The organism is Burkholderia sp. Bp8963 (assembly GCF_003854275.1).
Lineage (GTDB): Bacteria > Pseudomonadota > Gammaproteobacteria > Burkholderiales > Burkholderiaceae > Burkholderia.
This window is the reverse complement of record NZ_QTQP01000024.1, coordinates 35,233-51,061: the sequence shown is the minus strand read 5'-3', so window position 1 is coordinate 51,061 and position 15,829 is coordinate 35,233. Positions and strand designations below refer to the sequence as shown.

Here is a 15,829-nt window from a genome sequence, read left to right as displayed (position 1 = left end):
TTCGGCCGATTGCGGCGCGCGGCGCGCCGCGGCACGATGGTGGGACGGGCCTTTGCCGCTTAAGGCTGGTCAAGGCTGGTTATTGCTGGCTGAGCGTGAGCGACAGCAGCCGCGCGGTGATGTCGACGATCGGGATCACCCGGTTGTACGCCATGCGGGTCGGACCGATCACGCCAAGCGTGCCGACAATCTTGCCGTTCACCTCGTAAGGCGCGGTGACGACGCTCATTTCCTCGATCGGCACGAGCGTCGATTCGCCGCCGATGAAGATCTGCACGCCCTGGGCGTGGCTCGACACGTCGAGCAATTGCAGGAGGCCGGTCTTGTGGTCGAACACGTCGAACAGCTTGCGCAGCCGCGCCATGTCGGACGACAGGTCCGCGACCTCGAGCAGGTTGCGCTCCCCGGAGATCAGCACGGTGTCTTCGGTGTCCGGCACCTCGGTGCTCGCGGTCACGGCCGCGTGCATCAGCGCGGTCATGTCGCCGCGCAGCTGGTCGATCTCGTCGCGCAGGCGGCGGCGCACCTCGTCGAACGACAGTCCGGCGAAATGCGCGTTGATGTAGTTCGATGCCTCGGTCAGCTGCGACGGCGAATAGTCGCGCGGGGTCGCGAGCATCCGGTTCTGCACGTCACCCTCGGGGGTGACGATGATCAGCAGGATGCGCTTGTCAGACAGGCGCATGAACTCGATCTGCTTGAACACGTGGCTGCGGCGCGGCGTCAGCACGACGCCGGCGAACTGCGACAGGTTCGACAGCACGCTCGCCGCGGCCGCGACCACCCTCTGCTGAGGCTCGCCGGCCTGCAGCGTGGTCTGCACCTGGCGGGTGACCGCGTCGGCGTCGATCGGCGCGTCGACCGTCAGCATCGTGTCGACGAACAGCCGATAGCCGCGCGGCGTCGGCACGCGGCCAGCCGACGTGTGCGGGCTCGAGACGAGGCCGAGCTCCTCCAGGTCGGACATCACGTTGCGGATCGTCGCCGGGCTCAGCTCGAGCCCGGAATAACGGGACAACGTGCGCGATCCGACCGGCTGACCGTCGGCGATATACCGTTCGATCAGGGTTTTCAGGAGGGTTCGTGCGCGAGGATCTAGCATGGTGGAAAATTTTAGCGCAACCGCGCGACTGCGGCGAGTGGCCGCGCCGGCCAAGCAAACGGGCCGGACGCGGCGCCCGCGGCCGCAAACGGTTCTTTTCGTCAACGAGCTATGGTGTAATGCCGCCATGAAAACCGGTAATCAGTTCCATACTGTCGCGCTCGTCGGCCGGAGCAACACGCCCGGCATCGCCGAGCCGCTCGCGACGCTGGCCGCCTGTATCGCGAAGCAGGGTTTCGAGGTCGTATTCGAAGCCGACACTGCGCGCGAGATCGGCATCGCCGGCTACCCGGCGCTCACCCCGGCCGAAATCGGGGCACGCGCCGATGTGGCGGTCGTGCTCGGCGGCGACGGCACGATGCTCGGCATCGGCCGGCAGCTCGCGCCGTACAAGACGCCGCTGATCGGGATCAACCACGGGCGGCTCGGCTTCATCACGGATATCGCGGCGGCCGACATGCAGGCGCGCGTCCCCGTGATGCTGGCCGGCAAGTTCGAACGCGAGGAACGGTCGCTGCTCGAGGCGCGGATCGTCCGCGACGGCGAGCCGATCTACCACGCGCTCGCGTTCAACGACGTCGTCGTGAACCGCAGCGGCGTCTCCGGGATGGTCGAGCTGCGCGCGTCGGTCGACGGCCGGTTCATGTACAACCAGCGCTCGGACGGCCTGATCGTCGCGACGCCGACCGGCTCGACCGCGTATGCGCTGTCGTCGGCGGGGCCGATCCTGCACCCGCAGCTCCAGGGCATCGTGCTCGTGCCGATCGCGCCGCACGCGCTGTCGAACCGGCCGATCGTGCTGCCGGACGACACGAAGATTGCGATCCAGATCGTCAGCGGCCGCGACGTCAACGTGAACTTCGACATGCAGTCGTTCACCGCGCTCGAGCTGAACGACACGATCGAGGTGCGCCGCTCGAAGCACACGGTGCCGTTCCTGCACCCGATCGGCTACAGCTATTACGCGACGCTGCGCAAGAAGCTGCACTGGAACGAACACGCATCGACCGAAGAAGACGACGACACGGCGTCCTGACGCACAACCGCCCGATACCATGCTCCGCCACCTCTCGATCCGCGACTTCGTCATCGTCGCCGCGCTCGACCTCGAATTCGACAGCGGCTTTACCGTCTTTTCCGGCGAAACCGGCGCCGGCAAATCGATCCTGATCGACGCGCTCGCGCTGGCCCTCGGCGAGCGCGCCGACGCGAGCGTCGTGCGCGCCGGCTGCAGCCGCGCCGACATCACCGCCGAATTCACGCCGCACGACCGCGTCGCGCGCTGGCTCGACGAGCACGCGTTCGACACTGAAGACGTCGTGATGCTGCGGCGCGTCATCGACGCGAACGGCCGTTCGCGCGCATTCATCAACGGCACGAGCGCGACGCTCGCGCAGCTGCGCGAGGTCGGCGAGATGCTCGTCGACATCCACGGCCAGCACGCGCACCAGTTGCTGATGCGGCCGGACGCGCAGCGTGAGCTGTTCGACACGCACGCGGGGCTCGTCGCCGATGCCGCGAACGTCGCGCGCGCATGGCGCGTGTGGCGCGACGCAACCCAGGCGATCGACGCGGCGAAGGCGCACGAGCGCGAGCTGCAGCTCGAACGCGAGAAACTCGCGTGGCAGCTCGCCGAGCTCGACAAGCTCGCGCCGCAGCCCGGCGAGTGGGACGAGGTCAGCAACGAACACAAGCGCCTGTCGCATTCGGCGAACCTGATCGATGGCGTGCGGGGCGCGCTCAACGCGCTGTCCGAAGCCGACGACGCGATGCTCGCGCAGCTCGGCGCGATCGTGTCGAAGCTGCGCAGCCTCGCCGACTACGATCCGGCGCTCGGCGATGCGCTCGCGTCGCTCGAGCCGGCCGAAATCCAGTTGCAGGAAGCCGTCTATTCGCTGTCGCACTACGCGCAGCGTCTCGACCTCGACCCGGACCGCCTCGCGCAGGTCGAAACGCGTCTCGACGCGCTGCATTCGACCGCCCGCAAGTTCCGCCTGCCGCCCGATACGCTGCACGAAGAGCACGCGGCGCGGCGCGCGCAGCTGGCCGCGCTCGATGCGGCCGCCGACCTCGGCGCACTGGAAGCCGCGCAGGCCAAGGCCTGGGACGCGTATGTCACCGACGCGAAGCGCCTGTCGAAGGCCCGCACGCAGGCCGCCAAGGCGCTCGGCACGGCCGTCACGGCCGGCATGCAGGAGCTGTCGATGGCGGGCGGCAGCTTCGACGTCGCGCTCGTCCCGCTCGCCGACGGCGGCCCGCACGGGCTCGAGCAGGTCGAGTTCCGCGTCGCCGGTCACCCGGGCGTGCCGCTGCGGCCGCTCGCGAAGGTCGCGTCGGGCGGCGAGCTCGCGCGGATCAGCCTCGCGCTCGCGGTCATTGCGAGCGCCGCGAGCCCGACGCCGACGCTGATCTTCGACGAAGTCGATACGGGAATCGGCGGCGGCGTTGCCGAGGTGGTCGGCCGCCTGCTGCATCAGCTCGGCCGCGACCGGCAGGTGCTGTGCGTGACCCATCTGCCGCAGGTTGCGGCGCGCGGCGACCAGCACTACCAGGTCGCCAAGGGGGCGGACCACAACGGCGGCACCGTGTCGACGGTCGTCCCGCTCGACAAGGTGAGCCGCATCGAGGAAGTCGCGCGAATGCTCGGCGGCCTCGAGATCACCGCGACGACGCGCAAGCACGCGAAGGAAATGCTGGCGGCCTGACCGGCCGCCGCGGCGCAAGCGGCCGGTGTTTCGGGCGTCGGCTACCGACGTCGACCACGGGCGGTGGCACGAGCGTCCGCCACGGACGGTGGCTCCGGGCATAGCCCTGCCCGACTCCCGTCCCGATTCCGCCCGCGTTCAAACGCCCGTTTCAACCGCCCCGAACACCCGCTCCCAAAGCGCCGTCACCGCCGCCCGCTCGTCGGCGACGAGCGCCGGATCGACCCGCGCCTTCTCCATCCCGTCGAGCCGCAGCTTGTGCTGCAGCTTCCGGTACGTGCGATACGCGGCGCCGACGCGTTCGGCTTCCGCCTCGCTCATCAACCCGAAGCGCGCGACCTCGCGCAGCAGCGCGATGTTGCCCGTATTTCGGATCAGCTCCGGATCGCGCGACGCGTGCAGCAGCACCCAGAACTGGACGATGAACTCGATGTCCACCATCCCGCCCCGGTCGTGCTTCAGGTCGAACAGCTCGGTGTGGTTCGGATGGCCGGCAAACACCTTGTCGCGCATGCCGACGATTTCCGTCGCGAGCACGGCTGCGTCGCGCGGCGTCGTCAGCACCTGCTGGCGGATTGTCTCGAACGCCGCGCCGATCTGCGCGTCGCCCGCGCTGTAGCGCGCCCGCGTCAGCGCCTGGTGCTCCCAGACCCACGCTGTGTTCGCGGCATCGCCCTCGCGCAGCTGGTAGCGGCGGAACGCGTCGAGATCGGTGACGAGCAGCCCGGCTTCGCCGTTCGGCCGCAGCCGCAGGTCGATGTCGAACAGCGCGCCGGCGCCGGTGGCGGTCGTCAGCCACGTGATCAGCCGGCGGGTGAAGGTCGTGTAGACGTCCGCCGCACGGTCGTCCGGGTCGTCGTACAGGAAGATCAGGTCGAGATCCGACGCGTAGCCAAGCTCCTTGCCGCCCAGCTTGCCGTAGGCGATCACCGCGAATTTCGGCACGTCGCAGTGGCGTTTCGCGAGCTGCGACCAGACGACCTCGATCGTCACGTCGAGCACTGCGTCGGCGAGCTCCGACAGCCGGTCGCTGACGTGCTCGACCGACAGTTGCCCCGCGAGGTCGATCAGCAGGATGCGGAACACCTCCGCGTGCTGCGCGTGGCGCAGCAGGTCCATCTGCTGCTCGGGGCCGTCGGCCGCGGCGAGGCGCGCGCGCAGCGCGTGCTTGAACGCCGGCCAGTCGAACGGGCTCGCGATCGCCTCGTCGTCGAGCAGCTCGTCGAGCAGCTGCGGATGCCGGATCAGGTAGCCGCCGCCCCAGCGCGTTGCGCCGAGCACCGACAGCACGCGGTCGAGCGCGGCCGGATATTCGGTCAAGAGCGCGAGGTAGACGCCGCGCCGGCTGACCGTCTCGAGCAGATCGAAGAGCCGCACGATCGTGTCGTCGCGATGCGCGGCGTCGATCCGCGGCGCCGCCTCGAGCGCGCGCTGCGCGACGGTGTCGAAGCGCTGCCGGCTCTTTTCCGGCAGGCCCGTGTAGCGCGACGACTGCCAGACCGCGCGCAACCGCGCGAGCACGGCCTCCGGATCGCGAAAACCGAGGCTGTCCAGGCGGGCCGTCAGCGCGTCGTCCGCGCCGTCGTCGGCGAGCGCGCCGCTCCAGATCCACGCGGCCGCGCTGTCCTCCGCCGCGCCGCAACCTTGCCCGCCGTTGACCTTGTCCGCGAAGATCTGGTCGAACTGCGCTTCGACGTACGTGCGATGACCGTCGAGCACCGTCATCAGCGCCGCGTAGTCGGCAAAGCCGAGCGATGCCGCAAGCGCCGCGCGCTCACCGGCGTCGACCGGCATCGCGTGCGTCTGCGCGTCGTTGCGGTATTGCAGCCGGTGCTCGAGCGTGCGCAGGAAATTGTAAGCATCGGTCAGCCGCGCCTCTACGTCGTCGCCGATCAGCCCGCGCGCGTGCGCATGGCGCAGCACCGCGAGCGTCGGCCGCACGCGGAACCCGGCGTCCTGTCCGCCGCGGATCAGCTGGAATACCTGCGCGCTGAACTCGATCTCGCGGATCCCGCCACGCCCGAGCTTGATGTCGTCGGCCTTGTCCGGCCGCATCGACGCGCGGCGCGCGGCCTCCTGGCGGATCTGCTGATGCAGCGAACGGATCGCGCCGATCACGCCGAAATCGAGATAACGCCGGTAGACGAACGGCTTGACGATCGCGTCGAGCTGCGTCTCGAGCCGCTGCGCGGCGTCGCTCTGCCCTTCGGACACGAGCCGGCCCTTGATCCACGCGTAGCGCTCCCACTCGCGCCCCTGCACGTAGAAGTATTCCTCTAGCATCCCGAGGCTGCAGACGAGCGGCCCGGAATCCCCGTTCGGGCGCAGCCGCATGTCGACGCGGAACACGTAGCCGTCGGCCGTCACTTCCGACAGCACGCCGATCAGGCGCCGGCCGAGCCGCGTGAAGTATTCCTGCGTCGACAGCGCCGCGCGGGCGCCGCCCGCCGTCTCGCCGTCATCCTCGTAGACGAAGATCAGGTCGATGTCGGACGACACGTTCAGCTCGCGCCCGCCGAGCTTGCCCATCCCGACCACGCCGAGCACGACGCGCTGGCCATCGGCGCCGCGCGGCTCGCCGTACAGCGCCTCGAGCTCGGCCGACAACAGCGCGAGCGCGCGCTGCACGGCGACCTCGGCGAGATCGGTCATCGCGCCCGTGACCTCGGCGACGTCGGCAAGCCCGCGCAGATCGCGCTCGGCGACCGCGCCGATCACCTCGGCGCGCAGTTGCCGGAGCGCTTTCCTGAACTGGTCTTCGGTCGGCGCCGCGACGCCCGCGGGCAGCGCGAGCAGTTCGGTGAGCCGCGCGTCGAGCTGCGCGCGGGCGAGCGGCGCGGCCGCCCACGCGGCGATCTGCCCTGCGAGCGTGGGGCGCGCGGCGACCGCGCGTGCGACGTAATGGGAATAGGACGTGCTGATCAGGGCTGAAGCGTCGGTCATCGGGAAGCGGGCCTTGCAGAAGGGTCTGTCCGTGCCGCACCGCCGCAACGGCCGCCGGCACGAACCCGTGTGATACATTTCAACGTCAGTTCGCAAAACTACCATATCGCCGCCCGTCCGCAGCATGTCCGACAGTCAGGAATCCGCCGTAGCACTGCCCGATGCGGGACCTCCGAAGCACGATCATCCGGTTCTGCGCCGCGTGTTCAAGGTGACGCTGGCGGTCGGGCTCGGTACCTACTTCGTCGCGTCGGGCGCGTTCCTCGGGCTGCGCTATGTGCTGCTGCCCCGCATCGACGACTTCCGGCCGAAAATCGAGCAGTTCGTGTCCGCGAAGCTGCATGCGCAGCTTTCGATCGGCAAGCTTTCCCCGCACTGGTCCGGCATGCAGCCTGGCGTCGAAGTCGCCAGGCTGACGATCCGCGGCCGCGACGGCCAGGTCGCGCTGTCGGTGCCGCACGCGACGGCCGCGCTGTCGTGGATGTCGCTGCTGCGCCTGTCGCCCGCGCTGTCGAGCCTGATCGTCGACCAGCCGGACCTCGTCGTCGAGCGCAGCGCGGACGGCGCGCTCTTCATCGCCGGCGTCGGCGTGCCGACCACCCACGGCGGCAACGACACGTTCAGCACCTGGCTCCTCAAGCAGGAGGCGATCGTGCTGCGCGGCGGCACGCTGCGCTGGCGCGACGCGCAGCACGACGCGCCGGAACTCGCGCTGTCCGGGATCCGGCTCGCGGTGCTCAACCACGGCCGCGTCCACAAGGCGGCGCTGCAGGCGCCCGCGAACGGCACGCTGCTGCGCGGCCCGCTCGATTTCCGCGCGCGCTTCACTCACAAGGCGCTCGCACCGATCGGCAAGCCGGCGAACTGGACCGGCGACGCGTACCTGTCGACCGGCCCCGTCGACCTGCCGACGCTCGCGCGCTACATGAACATGCCGCTCACGGTGCACGCGGGCCAGATCGACAACGCGATCTGGGCGACCTTCCGGGACGGCCGGCTGCGCTCCGCGGGGGGCGCGCTGCAGGGCGCGGACGTCGCGCTGCGCGTGCGGCCGACGCAGCCGCGGCTCGACGTGCCGATCGCGCGCTTCGGCTGGGACATGACGATGGACCCCGGCCACGACTACACGCTGCATCTGTCGCGCTTTCACGCGGAGCTGGGCCAGCCGCCGCTGCCGGACGGCACGCCGCTCGCCCGCTCGCTCGGCATGGCGACGCTCACCGCGCGCTACCGGGTACCGTCCGCGAGCCAGGGGCAGCTGATCAGCGTGGCCGGCGACCGCGTCGATCTCGGCATCCTCAGCGAATTCATCCGCGGGCTGCCGCTGCCGGCCCACCTGCGCAACGAACTCGTGCGGGTCGACCCGCGCGGGATGGTGTCGAACTATCACATCGAGGTCGAGCGCGCGAAGCCCGCGAAGGCCGAGCTCGCCGAAGAAGAGAAGCGCACCGGCGCCGCGCCGGTCGTCCGCTACCGCTTCGCCGGCGACCTGCAGGGCATCAGTTTCGCCGCGCAGGAGCCGCCGCCCGGGCTGTCTGCGCATGGCCATCCGCGCGCCGGCTGGCCCGGGATCGAAAACCTGTGGGGCCGCGTCGACGCGAACGAGACGGGCGGCGTCGCGCATTTCGACATGGTCAACGCCGCGGTCACGGTGCCCGGCGAGTTCGACGAGCCGCGCCTCACGTTCGACCGGCTGCGCGGCAACGCGAAATGGGTCATCACGCCGGCGCCGGGCGACAAGCACGCGCGCGTCGACGTGACGGTGCCCGACCTGCTCGTGTCGAACCCGGACGCCGAGATCGCGGTGTCGGGCAGCTATACGAACCCCGGCCACGGCCGCGGCTCGCTCGACCTGCGTGCCGACTTCGCGCGCGCGGCGGTCGCCCGCATCCCGCGCTACCTGCCGACCGGCATGGCCGAGCACCTGCGCCAGTATCTCGGCCATGCGCTGCAGGCCGGGCAGGTCACGAAAGGCGCATCGATCGTCGCGCGCGGCCCGCTCGAGACCTTCCCGTACGAGCACAACCCGAGCGGCGGCGTGTTCCATATCGTCGCGCCGTTCACGGGCGGACAGTTCGAGCCGACGCCGTACCCGCCACGCAAGCTCGCGAACGGCACGCCGAGCGTGTGGCCGGCGCTCTCGGGCATCGACGGCGTGTTCGAGCTCGAACAGAACAAGCTGCGCTTCGATATCGACCGCGCGCACTACAAGCGCGTCGCGCTGAACAAGGTGAGCGGCCGGATCGCGGATCTCGGCCACCCGGCCGAGTCGCCGCTGATCATCGAAGGGCACGCGCAAGGTCCGCTCGCCGACCTGATCGACTACGCGGACAACAGCTCGCTCGGCATGATCAGCGGGCACGTCGGCGAGAAGATCGACGCGCAGGGGCCGGCCGCGCTCGCGCTCAAGCTGACGATCCCGCAGCACGTCGCGCATCCGCATACGCACGTCGAGGGCGCGCTCGCGTTCGGCGGCAACACGCTGTCGACCGACGGCGTGCCGCCGCTGTCCGCGCTGCGCGGCGACGTGCGTTTCACCGAAGCGGGCGCGTCGCTGAACAATCTGTCCGGGCGCTTCCTCGGCGGCCCCGTGCACGCGAGCGGCGACCTGAAATCGCACGGCCCGTATGCGGTCGACGTCGACGGCAGGCTCGCGCTCGACGCCGCGCGCGGCCTGAACCTGCACGGCCCGGCCGCGGCGCTGCTCGAGCACGTGGTCGGCGACGCACCGTACCGGGTCGCCGTGCGTGGCACGCCGGGCCATCTGCCGAACCTCACGGCCAGTTCCGACCTGACGGGCGTCGCGCTGAACTTCCCGGCACCGTTCGCGAAACCCGCGGGCACGCCGATGCCGTTCAGCTTCACGCTGCAGCCGGCGCCGCAGGCAGACGGCCGGCGCCTCGAACATGCGAACCTGACGCTCGGCCCCATTACCGCGACCTACCTGCTCGACGCGACCCGCGGCCAGCCGCTGCGCGCGGTGCGTGGCGCGATGGGCATCCACCGGATGCCCGACGTGCCGCAGGACGGCGTGAGCGCGGCGGTCGACGCCGACGAGCTGGATGCCGACGCGTGGCTCGCGCTCGCCCGGACGCTGCGCCCCGCGCAGCGCGCGCCGGAACCGCAGCCGGGCGCCGAGCGCGTCGATCTCGCGAGCTTCATCCCGAAGCGCTTCGCATTTCATTTCGGCACGCTGAAGCTGCTCAATCGCAACTGGGAAAACGTGATCGTCGGCGCGTCGCATGTCGACGAGCTATGGCAGGCGAACATCGCGTCGAACCAGGTGTCGGGCTACCTGTCGTGGGCGCCGGGCGGCGGCTACAACGGCGCGGGCGTGCTGAACGCGCGGCTCGCGAAGCTCGTGATTCCGCAGAGTGCCGAGCACGACCTGGTCGGCCGCGCGATGAACCTGCAGGCGCCGGCCGACCACCCGATGCCGTCGATCGACCTGGTCGTCGACGAGGTCGTCGCGCGCGGCCACGACATCGGCCGCCTCGTCGTCAACGCGCGCAACCTCGAAGAGGACGGCGCGCCCGTGTGGCAGCTCGACAAGCTGGAGCTGTCGAACCCGGCCGCAAAGCTCACGGCGACCGGGAACTGGCGCACGTCGCGCCACGCACTCGCCCGCGGCGTCGACGAGGCCGACGCACCGCGCCGCACCGTATTCGACTTCAAGCTCGACATCGGCGATGCCGGCGCGCTGCTGGACCGCGTCGGCCTGCCGCGCACCGTCGGGGACGGCCACGGCACGCTGACCGGCAGGGTCGGCTGGCGCGGCGGCCCGACCGCGCTCGACTACCCGTCCCTCAATGGGCATCTCGCGCTCGACCTCGAGCACGGCGAGATCCTGAAGGTCGACCCGGGCGCGGCGAAGCTGCTCGGGGTGCTGAGCCTGCAGAGCCTTGCGCGCTTCCTGACGCTCAACTTCCGCGACGTAATCGGCAAGGGGCTGCCGTTCGAGAAGATCTCGGGCACCGGCAAGATCACCAACGGCATCGGGCACATCGACGATTTCGAGATGACGACGTCGCCGGCGAAGGTCACGCTGAACGGCACGGTCGATCTCGGTGCGGAAACGCAGGACCTGCACGCGCACGTCGCGCCGAAGATCGGCGCGGGCACGGCGGCGATCGCGGCGGCGATCATCAACCCGCTGCTCGGCGTCGGCGTGCTGGCTGCGAACTACGCGCTGTCGGAGACGCTGTCGCACGCGTTCGCGATGAACTATGCGATCACCGGGTCGTGGGCGCATCCCCACATCGAGCGGGTGCGGGGCGATCAGGGTAAGATGAATCACGACGCGGCCGGCGCGGCAAGTCGCTGAACCGCGCGGGCCGCACCCCATTTATGACGCTACCGATTTCGCGATGACCGACCACACCCTTTCCGCCAGCCCCGTCCGGGTTGCCGCGCTGCAGATGGTGAGCACGCCGGACGTTTCGCGCAATCTCGCCGAGGCCCGCCGCCTGATCGCGGAAGCGGCCGGCGAAGGCGCACAGCTCGTACTGCTGCCCGAGTACTTCTGCTTCATGGGCCATAAGGACACCGACAAGCTCGCGCTTGCCGAGACCTACCGCGACGGCCCGATTCAGCAGTTCCTCGCCGACGCGGCGAGCCGCCACGGGATCTGGGTGATCGGCGGCACGCTGCCGCTGAAGGCCCCCGAAGCGAACCGCGTGCTGAACACGACGCTCGTGTTCGATCCGTCCGGCCGCGAGGCAGCCCGCTACGACAAGATCCACCTGTTCAACTTCGAGAAAGGCGACGAATCGTTCGACGAGGCACGCACGATCCGCCCGGGCGACACGGTCGTCGCGTTCGACGCACCGTTCGGCCGGGTCGGGCTGTCGGTCTGTTACGATCTCCGCTTTCCGGAGCTGTACCGCAAGCTGGGCGACTGCGCGCTCGTCGTCGTCCCGTCCGCGTTTACCTACACCACCGGCCGTGCACACTGGGAAACGCTGCTGCGCGCGCGGGCGGTCGAGAACCAATGCTACGTGCTCGCGGCCGCGCAGGGCGGCAAGCACGAGAACGGCCGGCGCACCTGGGGCCACAGCATGCTGGTCGACCCATGGGGCGAGATCGTCCGGGTGCGTGACGAAGGCGCGAGCGTCGTGATCGGCACGCTCGACCCGCAACGCATCGCCGACGTGCGCCAGAGCCTGCCTGCGTGGCGGCATCGCGTGCTCGGCTGACGTCCGCCCTCACCGGCCTGCCCCCCTTGAAACCCCGGCCTGCACGAACCATCTGCCCCTGTATACAGCCGACAAGCACCCGACAACTTTTTGAGAAACCCCGATACCCGCATGAACATCATCGAACCCGGCATCCGCAACCTGGCGCTGGCGAAGGACATCCTGCTCACGCCCTACGGCCTCGACGAGAGCCTCCTGACGCGCACGATCGCCGACATCTTCACGCATCGCGTCGACTACGCGGACCTGTACTTCCAGGCGACCCGCAGCGAAGCGTGGAGCCTCGAGGAAGGCATCGTCAAATCGGGCAGTTTCAGCATCGACCAGGGCGTCGGCGTGCGCGCGGTCGCGGGCGACCGCACCGCGTTCGCGTATTCCGACGACCTGTCGCCCGAAGCGATCGCGCAGGCGGCCGCGGCCACCAAGGCGATCGCCGCCGCGGGCGGCGGGCGCCAGAAGGTGAAGGCGGCCACGTCGCTGAAGGGCATCTCGGGCCGCGACCTGTACCTGCCGTCCGATCCGCTCACGTCGCTCGACGCGACGGCCAAGGTCAAGCTGCTCGAGCGCATCGAGCAGATGGCGCGCAGCCGCGATCCGCGCATCACGCAGGTGATGGCGGGCCTCGCCGGCGAATACGACGTCGTGCTCGTCGCGCGCAGCGACGGCGCGCTCGCGGCGGACATCCGCCCGCTCGTGCGCGTGTCGGTGACGGTGATCGCCGAGCAGAACGGCCGCCGCGAGATCGGCACCGGCGGCGGCGGCGGCCGCTTCGACTACGGCTATTTCACCGACGACATCCTGTCGCGCTACGTCGACGACGCGGTGCACGCGGCGCTCGTGAACCTCGACGCGCGTCCGGCGCCGGCCGGCGCGATGACGGTCGTGCTCGGGCCGGGCTGGCCGGGCGTGCTGCTGCACGAGGCGATCGGCCATGGTCTCGAGGGCGATTTCAACCGCAAGGGTTCGTCGGCGTTCGCGGGCCGCATCGGCGAGCAGGTCGCCGCGAAGGGCGTGACCGTCGTCGACGACGGCACGCTGCCGAACCGCCGCGGGTCGCTCAACATCGACGACGAAGGCAACCCGACGCAGTGCACGACGCTGATCGAGGACGGCATCCTGAAGGGCTACATCCAGGACACGCTGAACGCGCGGCTGATGAAGATGCCCGTCACCGGCAACGCGCGGCGCGAGTCGTACGCGGCGCTGCCGATGCCGCGCATGACCAACACGTACATGCTGAACGGCGACAAGGATCCGCAGGAAATCATCGCGTCGGTGAAGAACGGCCTGTACGCGGTGAACTTCGGCGGCGGCCAGGTCGACATCACGAACGGCAAGTTCGTGTTCTCGGCGTCCGAGGCGTACATGATCGAGAACGGCAAGGTCACCTACCCCGTCAAGGGCGCGACGCTGATCGGCAGCGGCCCGGAATCGCTGAAGTACGTGAGCATGATCGGCAACGACATGTCGCTCGACACCGGTGTCGGCGTGTGCGGCAAGGAAGGCCAGAGCGTGCCGGTCGGCGTCGGCCAGCCGACCCTGCGGATCGACAGGATGACGGTCGGCGGTACGGCATAACCGCATCGCGGCGCAAACAATCCGCGCATTTTGCGAAAAACGCGCGGATTGTCCGCATTTTCGGGGAGACCCGATTGCCAGCCGCGCGGCGAGCAGGTATAAATTCCGAATCAATTTTTTTTGACGACCCGATTCCCGTCATGTCCGCCAAGTTTTACTTTTACTTTTTTTGGTATCTCAGACCGCTGGCGGATCGAGAGGGTTGATGGCGCGTAAAGCGCAACCGAAATTCCCGAAAAAAACCGCCGGCGAACCCGGCGGTTTTTTTTCGCCCTTCGCCCCCAGTACGACTGAATTGCCTGAATTGATGAATTTGCCGCACGCGCACTGACCGAACGGCTAGCCCTATCAAGGAGAAACAGCATGCCCCCGCACAATACCGACGACGTCCGCATTCGTGAGCTCAAGGAGCTGACGCCGCCCGCCCACCTGATCCGCGAATTCGCGTGTTCCGAAGCCGCGTCCGAGTTGATCTACAACTCGCGGCAGTCGATGCACCGGATCCTGCACGGGATGGACGACCGGCTGATCGTCGTGATCGGGCCGTGCTCGATCCACGACACGAAGGCGGCGCTCGAGTACGCGGGGCGGCTGGTGAAGGAACGCGAGCGCTTCGCGAACGAACTCGAAATCGTGATGCGCGTGTACTTCGAGAAGCCGCGCACGACGGTCGGCTGGAAGGGGCTCATCAACGATCCGCACCTCGACAACAGCTTCAAGATCAACGAGGGCCTGCGCACCGCGCGCGAATTGCTGCTGCAGATCAACGAGATGGGCCTGCCGGCGGGGACCGAATACCTCGACATGATCAGCCCGCAGTACCTCGCGGACCTGATCTCGTGGGGCGCGATCGGCGCGCGCACGACCGAGTCGCAGGTGCACCGCGAGCTCGCGTCGGGGCTGTCGTGCCCGGTCGGCTTCAAGAACGGCACTGACGGCAACGTGAAGATCGCGGTCGACGCGATCAAGGCCGCGTCGCAGCCACACCATTTCCTGTCGGTGACGAAGGGCGGCCACTCGGCGATCGTGTCGACGGCCGGCAACGAGGACTGCCACGTGATCCTGCGCGGCGGCAAAACGCCGAACTACGACGCCGAAAGCGTGAACGCCGCGTGCACTGACATCGGCAAGGCCGGCCTCGCCGCGCGCCTGATGATCGACGCGAGCCACGCGAACAGCTCGAAGAAGCACGAGAACCAGATCCCCGTGTGCGCGGACATCGGCCGCCAGATCGCGGCGGGCGACGAGCGCATCGTCGGCGTGATGGTCGAATCGCACCTCGTCGAAGGCCGCCAGGACCTGAAGGAAGGCTGCCCGCTGACCTACGGCCAGAGCATCACCGATGCGTGCATCAACTGGGAAGACAGCGTGAAGGTGCTCGAGGGGCTTGCGGAGTCGGTCAAGGCCCGTCGCGTCGCGCGCGGCAGCGGCAACTGACGGGAGCAAGCGGGCGGGGCTCGACGGGCTCCCGCCTTGCGGCGAGGCGGCCACGGATGCCGCCCGCGACAAGCGCTCGAGTCTGCTAAACTAGCTAACATAGCTTAGCTAAGCGAGAAATTCGATGCCTATCGTCAACATGCACGATGCCAAGTCACGGCTTTCCGGCCTTGTCGAAGCACTCGAACTCGGGCGGGAATCCGAGGTCGTGATTGCCCGCAATGGCCACCCGGTCGCCCGAATCGTTCCCTATGTGGCGCCGAAGCGAATTGGCGCAGCCCGCCAGTTGCTGGCCGGGCTGCATATTCCGGCAACGGTCGACGCGTTCAATGCGGGCGACGACTCGATCGCCGCCGACTTCGACGCAAGCGGCGAGCAGGGGCTCGAGCCGTGAAGCTGCTGCTCGATACGCATATCGCGCTATGGGCCGCCGAAGGGGCCCCGCAACTTTCATCGACGGCCGCCGAGCTGATCGAGAACCCGGACAACACGCTGTACGTCAGCGCGGCGTCCATCTGGGAAATCGCGATCAAGTACCGCAAGGGCAATCTGCTCGTTCATCCGCGTGACGCACGGTCGGCGTTCCGACTTGCCGGTTTCGCAGAGTTGTCGATCAGCAGCGATCACGTCGAAGCGGTCGCGACATTACCCGACTTCCCCGACCATGCCGATCCGTTCGATCGCGTGATGGTCGCGCAGGCACTGTATGAAGGCATGCCGCTCGTCAGCGCCGATCCAAAGGTGTGGCGTTACCATGCGACGCTGATGCTGCGCGCGTGACATTGCGGAAAAACGCAATACGGCGGTAGCCGTTCCGTGCAGGCCAGCGGCATGCGCCGTCGCGCGCGGCCATGCCACACAACGAAAAG

General features: G+C 68.9%; 11 protein-coding genes. 9 read left to right on the top strand and 2 right to left on the bottom strand.

Annotation, left to right across the window (positions count from 1 at the left end; genetic code table 11):
• Nucleotides 1-79 precede the first annotated feature (79 nt).
• A complete protein-coding gene (gene hrcA, locus DID96_RS20685; RefSeq protein ID WP_124601130.1) occupies nt 80-1,102 on the bottom strand; it encodes a heat-inducible transcriptional repressor HrcA in 1,023 nt (340 codons plus the stop codon).
• A gap of 127 nt (nt 1,103-1,229) precedes the next feature.
• Between hrcA and DID96_RS20680 the strand changes: the two genes are divergently transcribed.
• A complete protein-coding gene (locus DID96_RS20680; protein WP_124601129.1) occupies nt 1,230-2,138 on the top strand; it encodes an NAD kinase in 909 nt (302 codons plus the stop codon).
• 19 nt (nt 2,139-2,157) lie between these two features.
• Nucleotides 2,158-3,807 (top strand): DNA repair protein RecN, encoded by a 1,650-nt coding sequence (recN, locus tag DID96_RS20675; RefSeq protein ID WP_124601128.1) that lies wholly within the window; start codon nt 2,158-2,160, stop codon nt 3,805-3,807.
• Nucleotides 3,808-3,945: 138 nt separating this feature from the next.
• Here recN and glnE read toward each other — a convergent pair whose 3' ends face one another.
• Nucleotides 3,946-6,750 carry a bifunctional [glutamate--ammonia ligase]-adenylyl-L-tyrosine phosphorylase/[glutamate--ammonia-ligase] adenylyltransferase gene (gene glnE / locus DID96_RS20670; protein WP_124601127.1) on the bottom strand — a complete coding sequence of 935 codons (2,805 nt, stop codon included), beginning with the start codon at nt 6,748-6,750 and terminating at the stop codon, nt 3,946-3,948.
• Between the two features lie 124 nt (nt 6,751-6,874).
• Here glnE and DID96_RS20665 point away from each other — a divergent pair, with 124 nt between their 5' ends.
• From DID96_RS20665 to DID96_RS20635, 7 genes are all read left to right on the top strand, one after another.
• Nucleotides 6,875-11,074 carry a YhdP family protein gene (locus DID96_RS20665; RefSeq protein ID WP_124601126.1) on the top strand — a complete coding sequence of 1,400 codons (4,200 nt, stop codon included), beginning with the start codon at nt 6,875-6,877 and terminating at the stop codon, nt 11,072-11,074.
• Nucleotides 11,075-11,117: 43 nt separating this feature from the next.
• A complete protein-coding gene (locus DID96_RS20660) occupies nt 11,118-11,945 on the top strand; it encodes a carbon-nitrogen hydrolase family protein (protein WP_124601125.1) in 828 nt (275 codons plus the stop codon).
• Between the two features lie 111 nt (nt 11,946-12,056).
• Complete coding sequence (gene tldD, locus DID96_RS20655) at nt 12,057-13,523, top strand: metalloprotease TldD (RefSeq protein WP_124601124.1); 1,467 nt, start codon at nt 12,057-12,059, stop codon at nt 13,521-13,523.
• A 205-nt stretch (nt 13,524-13,728) separates the two neighbouring features.
• Complete coding sequence (locus tag DID96_RS38995) at nt 13,729-13,854, top strand: hypothetical protein (RefSeq protein WP_260463964.1); 126 nt, start codon at nt 13,729-13,731, stop codon at nt 13,852-13,854.
• A 32-nt stretch (nt 13,855-13,886) separates the two neighbouring features.
• Entirely contained in the window at nt 13,887-14,960 is a 1,074-nt protein-coding gene (gene aroG, locus DID96_RS20645) for a 3-deoxy-7-phosphoheptulonate synthase AroG (RefSeq protein ID WP_124601123.1), read from the top strand.
• Between the two features lie 124 nt (nt 14,961-15,084).
• Complete coding sequence (locus DID96_RS20640) at nt 15,085-15,354, top strand: type II toxin-antitoxin system Phd/YefM family antitoxin (RefSeq protein ID WP_124601122.1); 270 nt, start codon at nt 15,085-15,087, stop codon at nt 15,352-15,354.
• Nucleotides 15,351-15,740: a type II toxin-antitoxin system VapC family toxin gene (locus DID96_RS20635; protein WP_124601121.1), complete on the top strand. Its 390-nt coding sequence runs from the start codon at nt 15,351-15,353 to the stop codon at nt 15,738-15,740. Before DID96_RS20640 ends, DID96_RS20635 begins: the two co-directional genes overlap by 4 nt.
• Nucleotides 15,741-15,829: the final 89 nt, after the last annotated feature.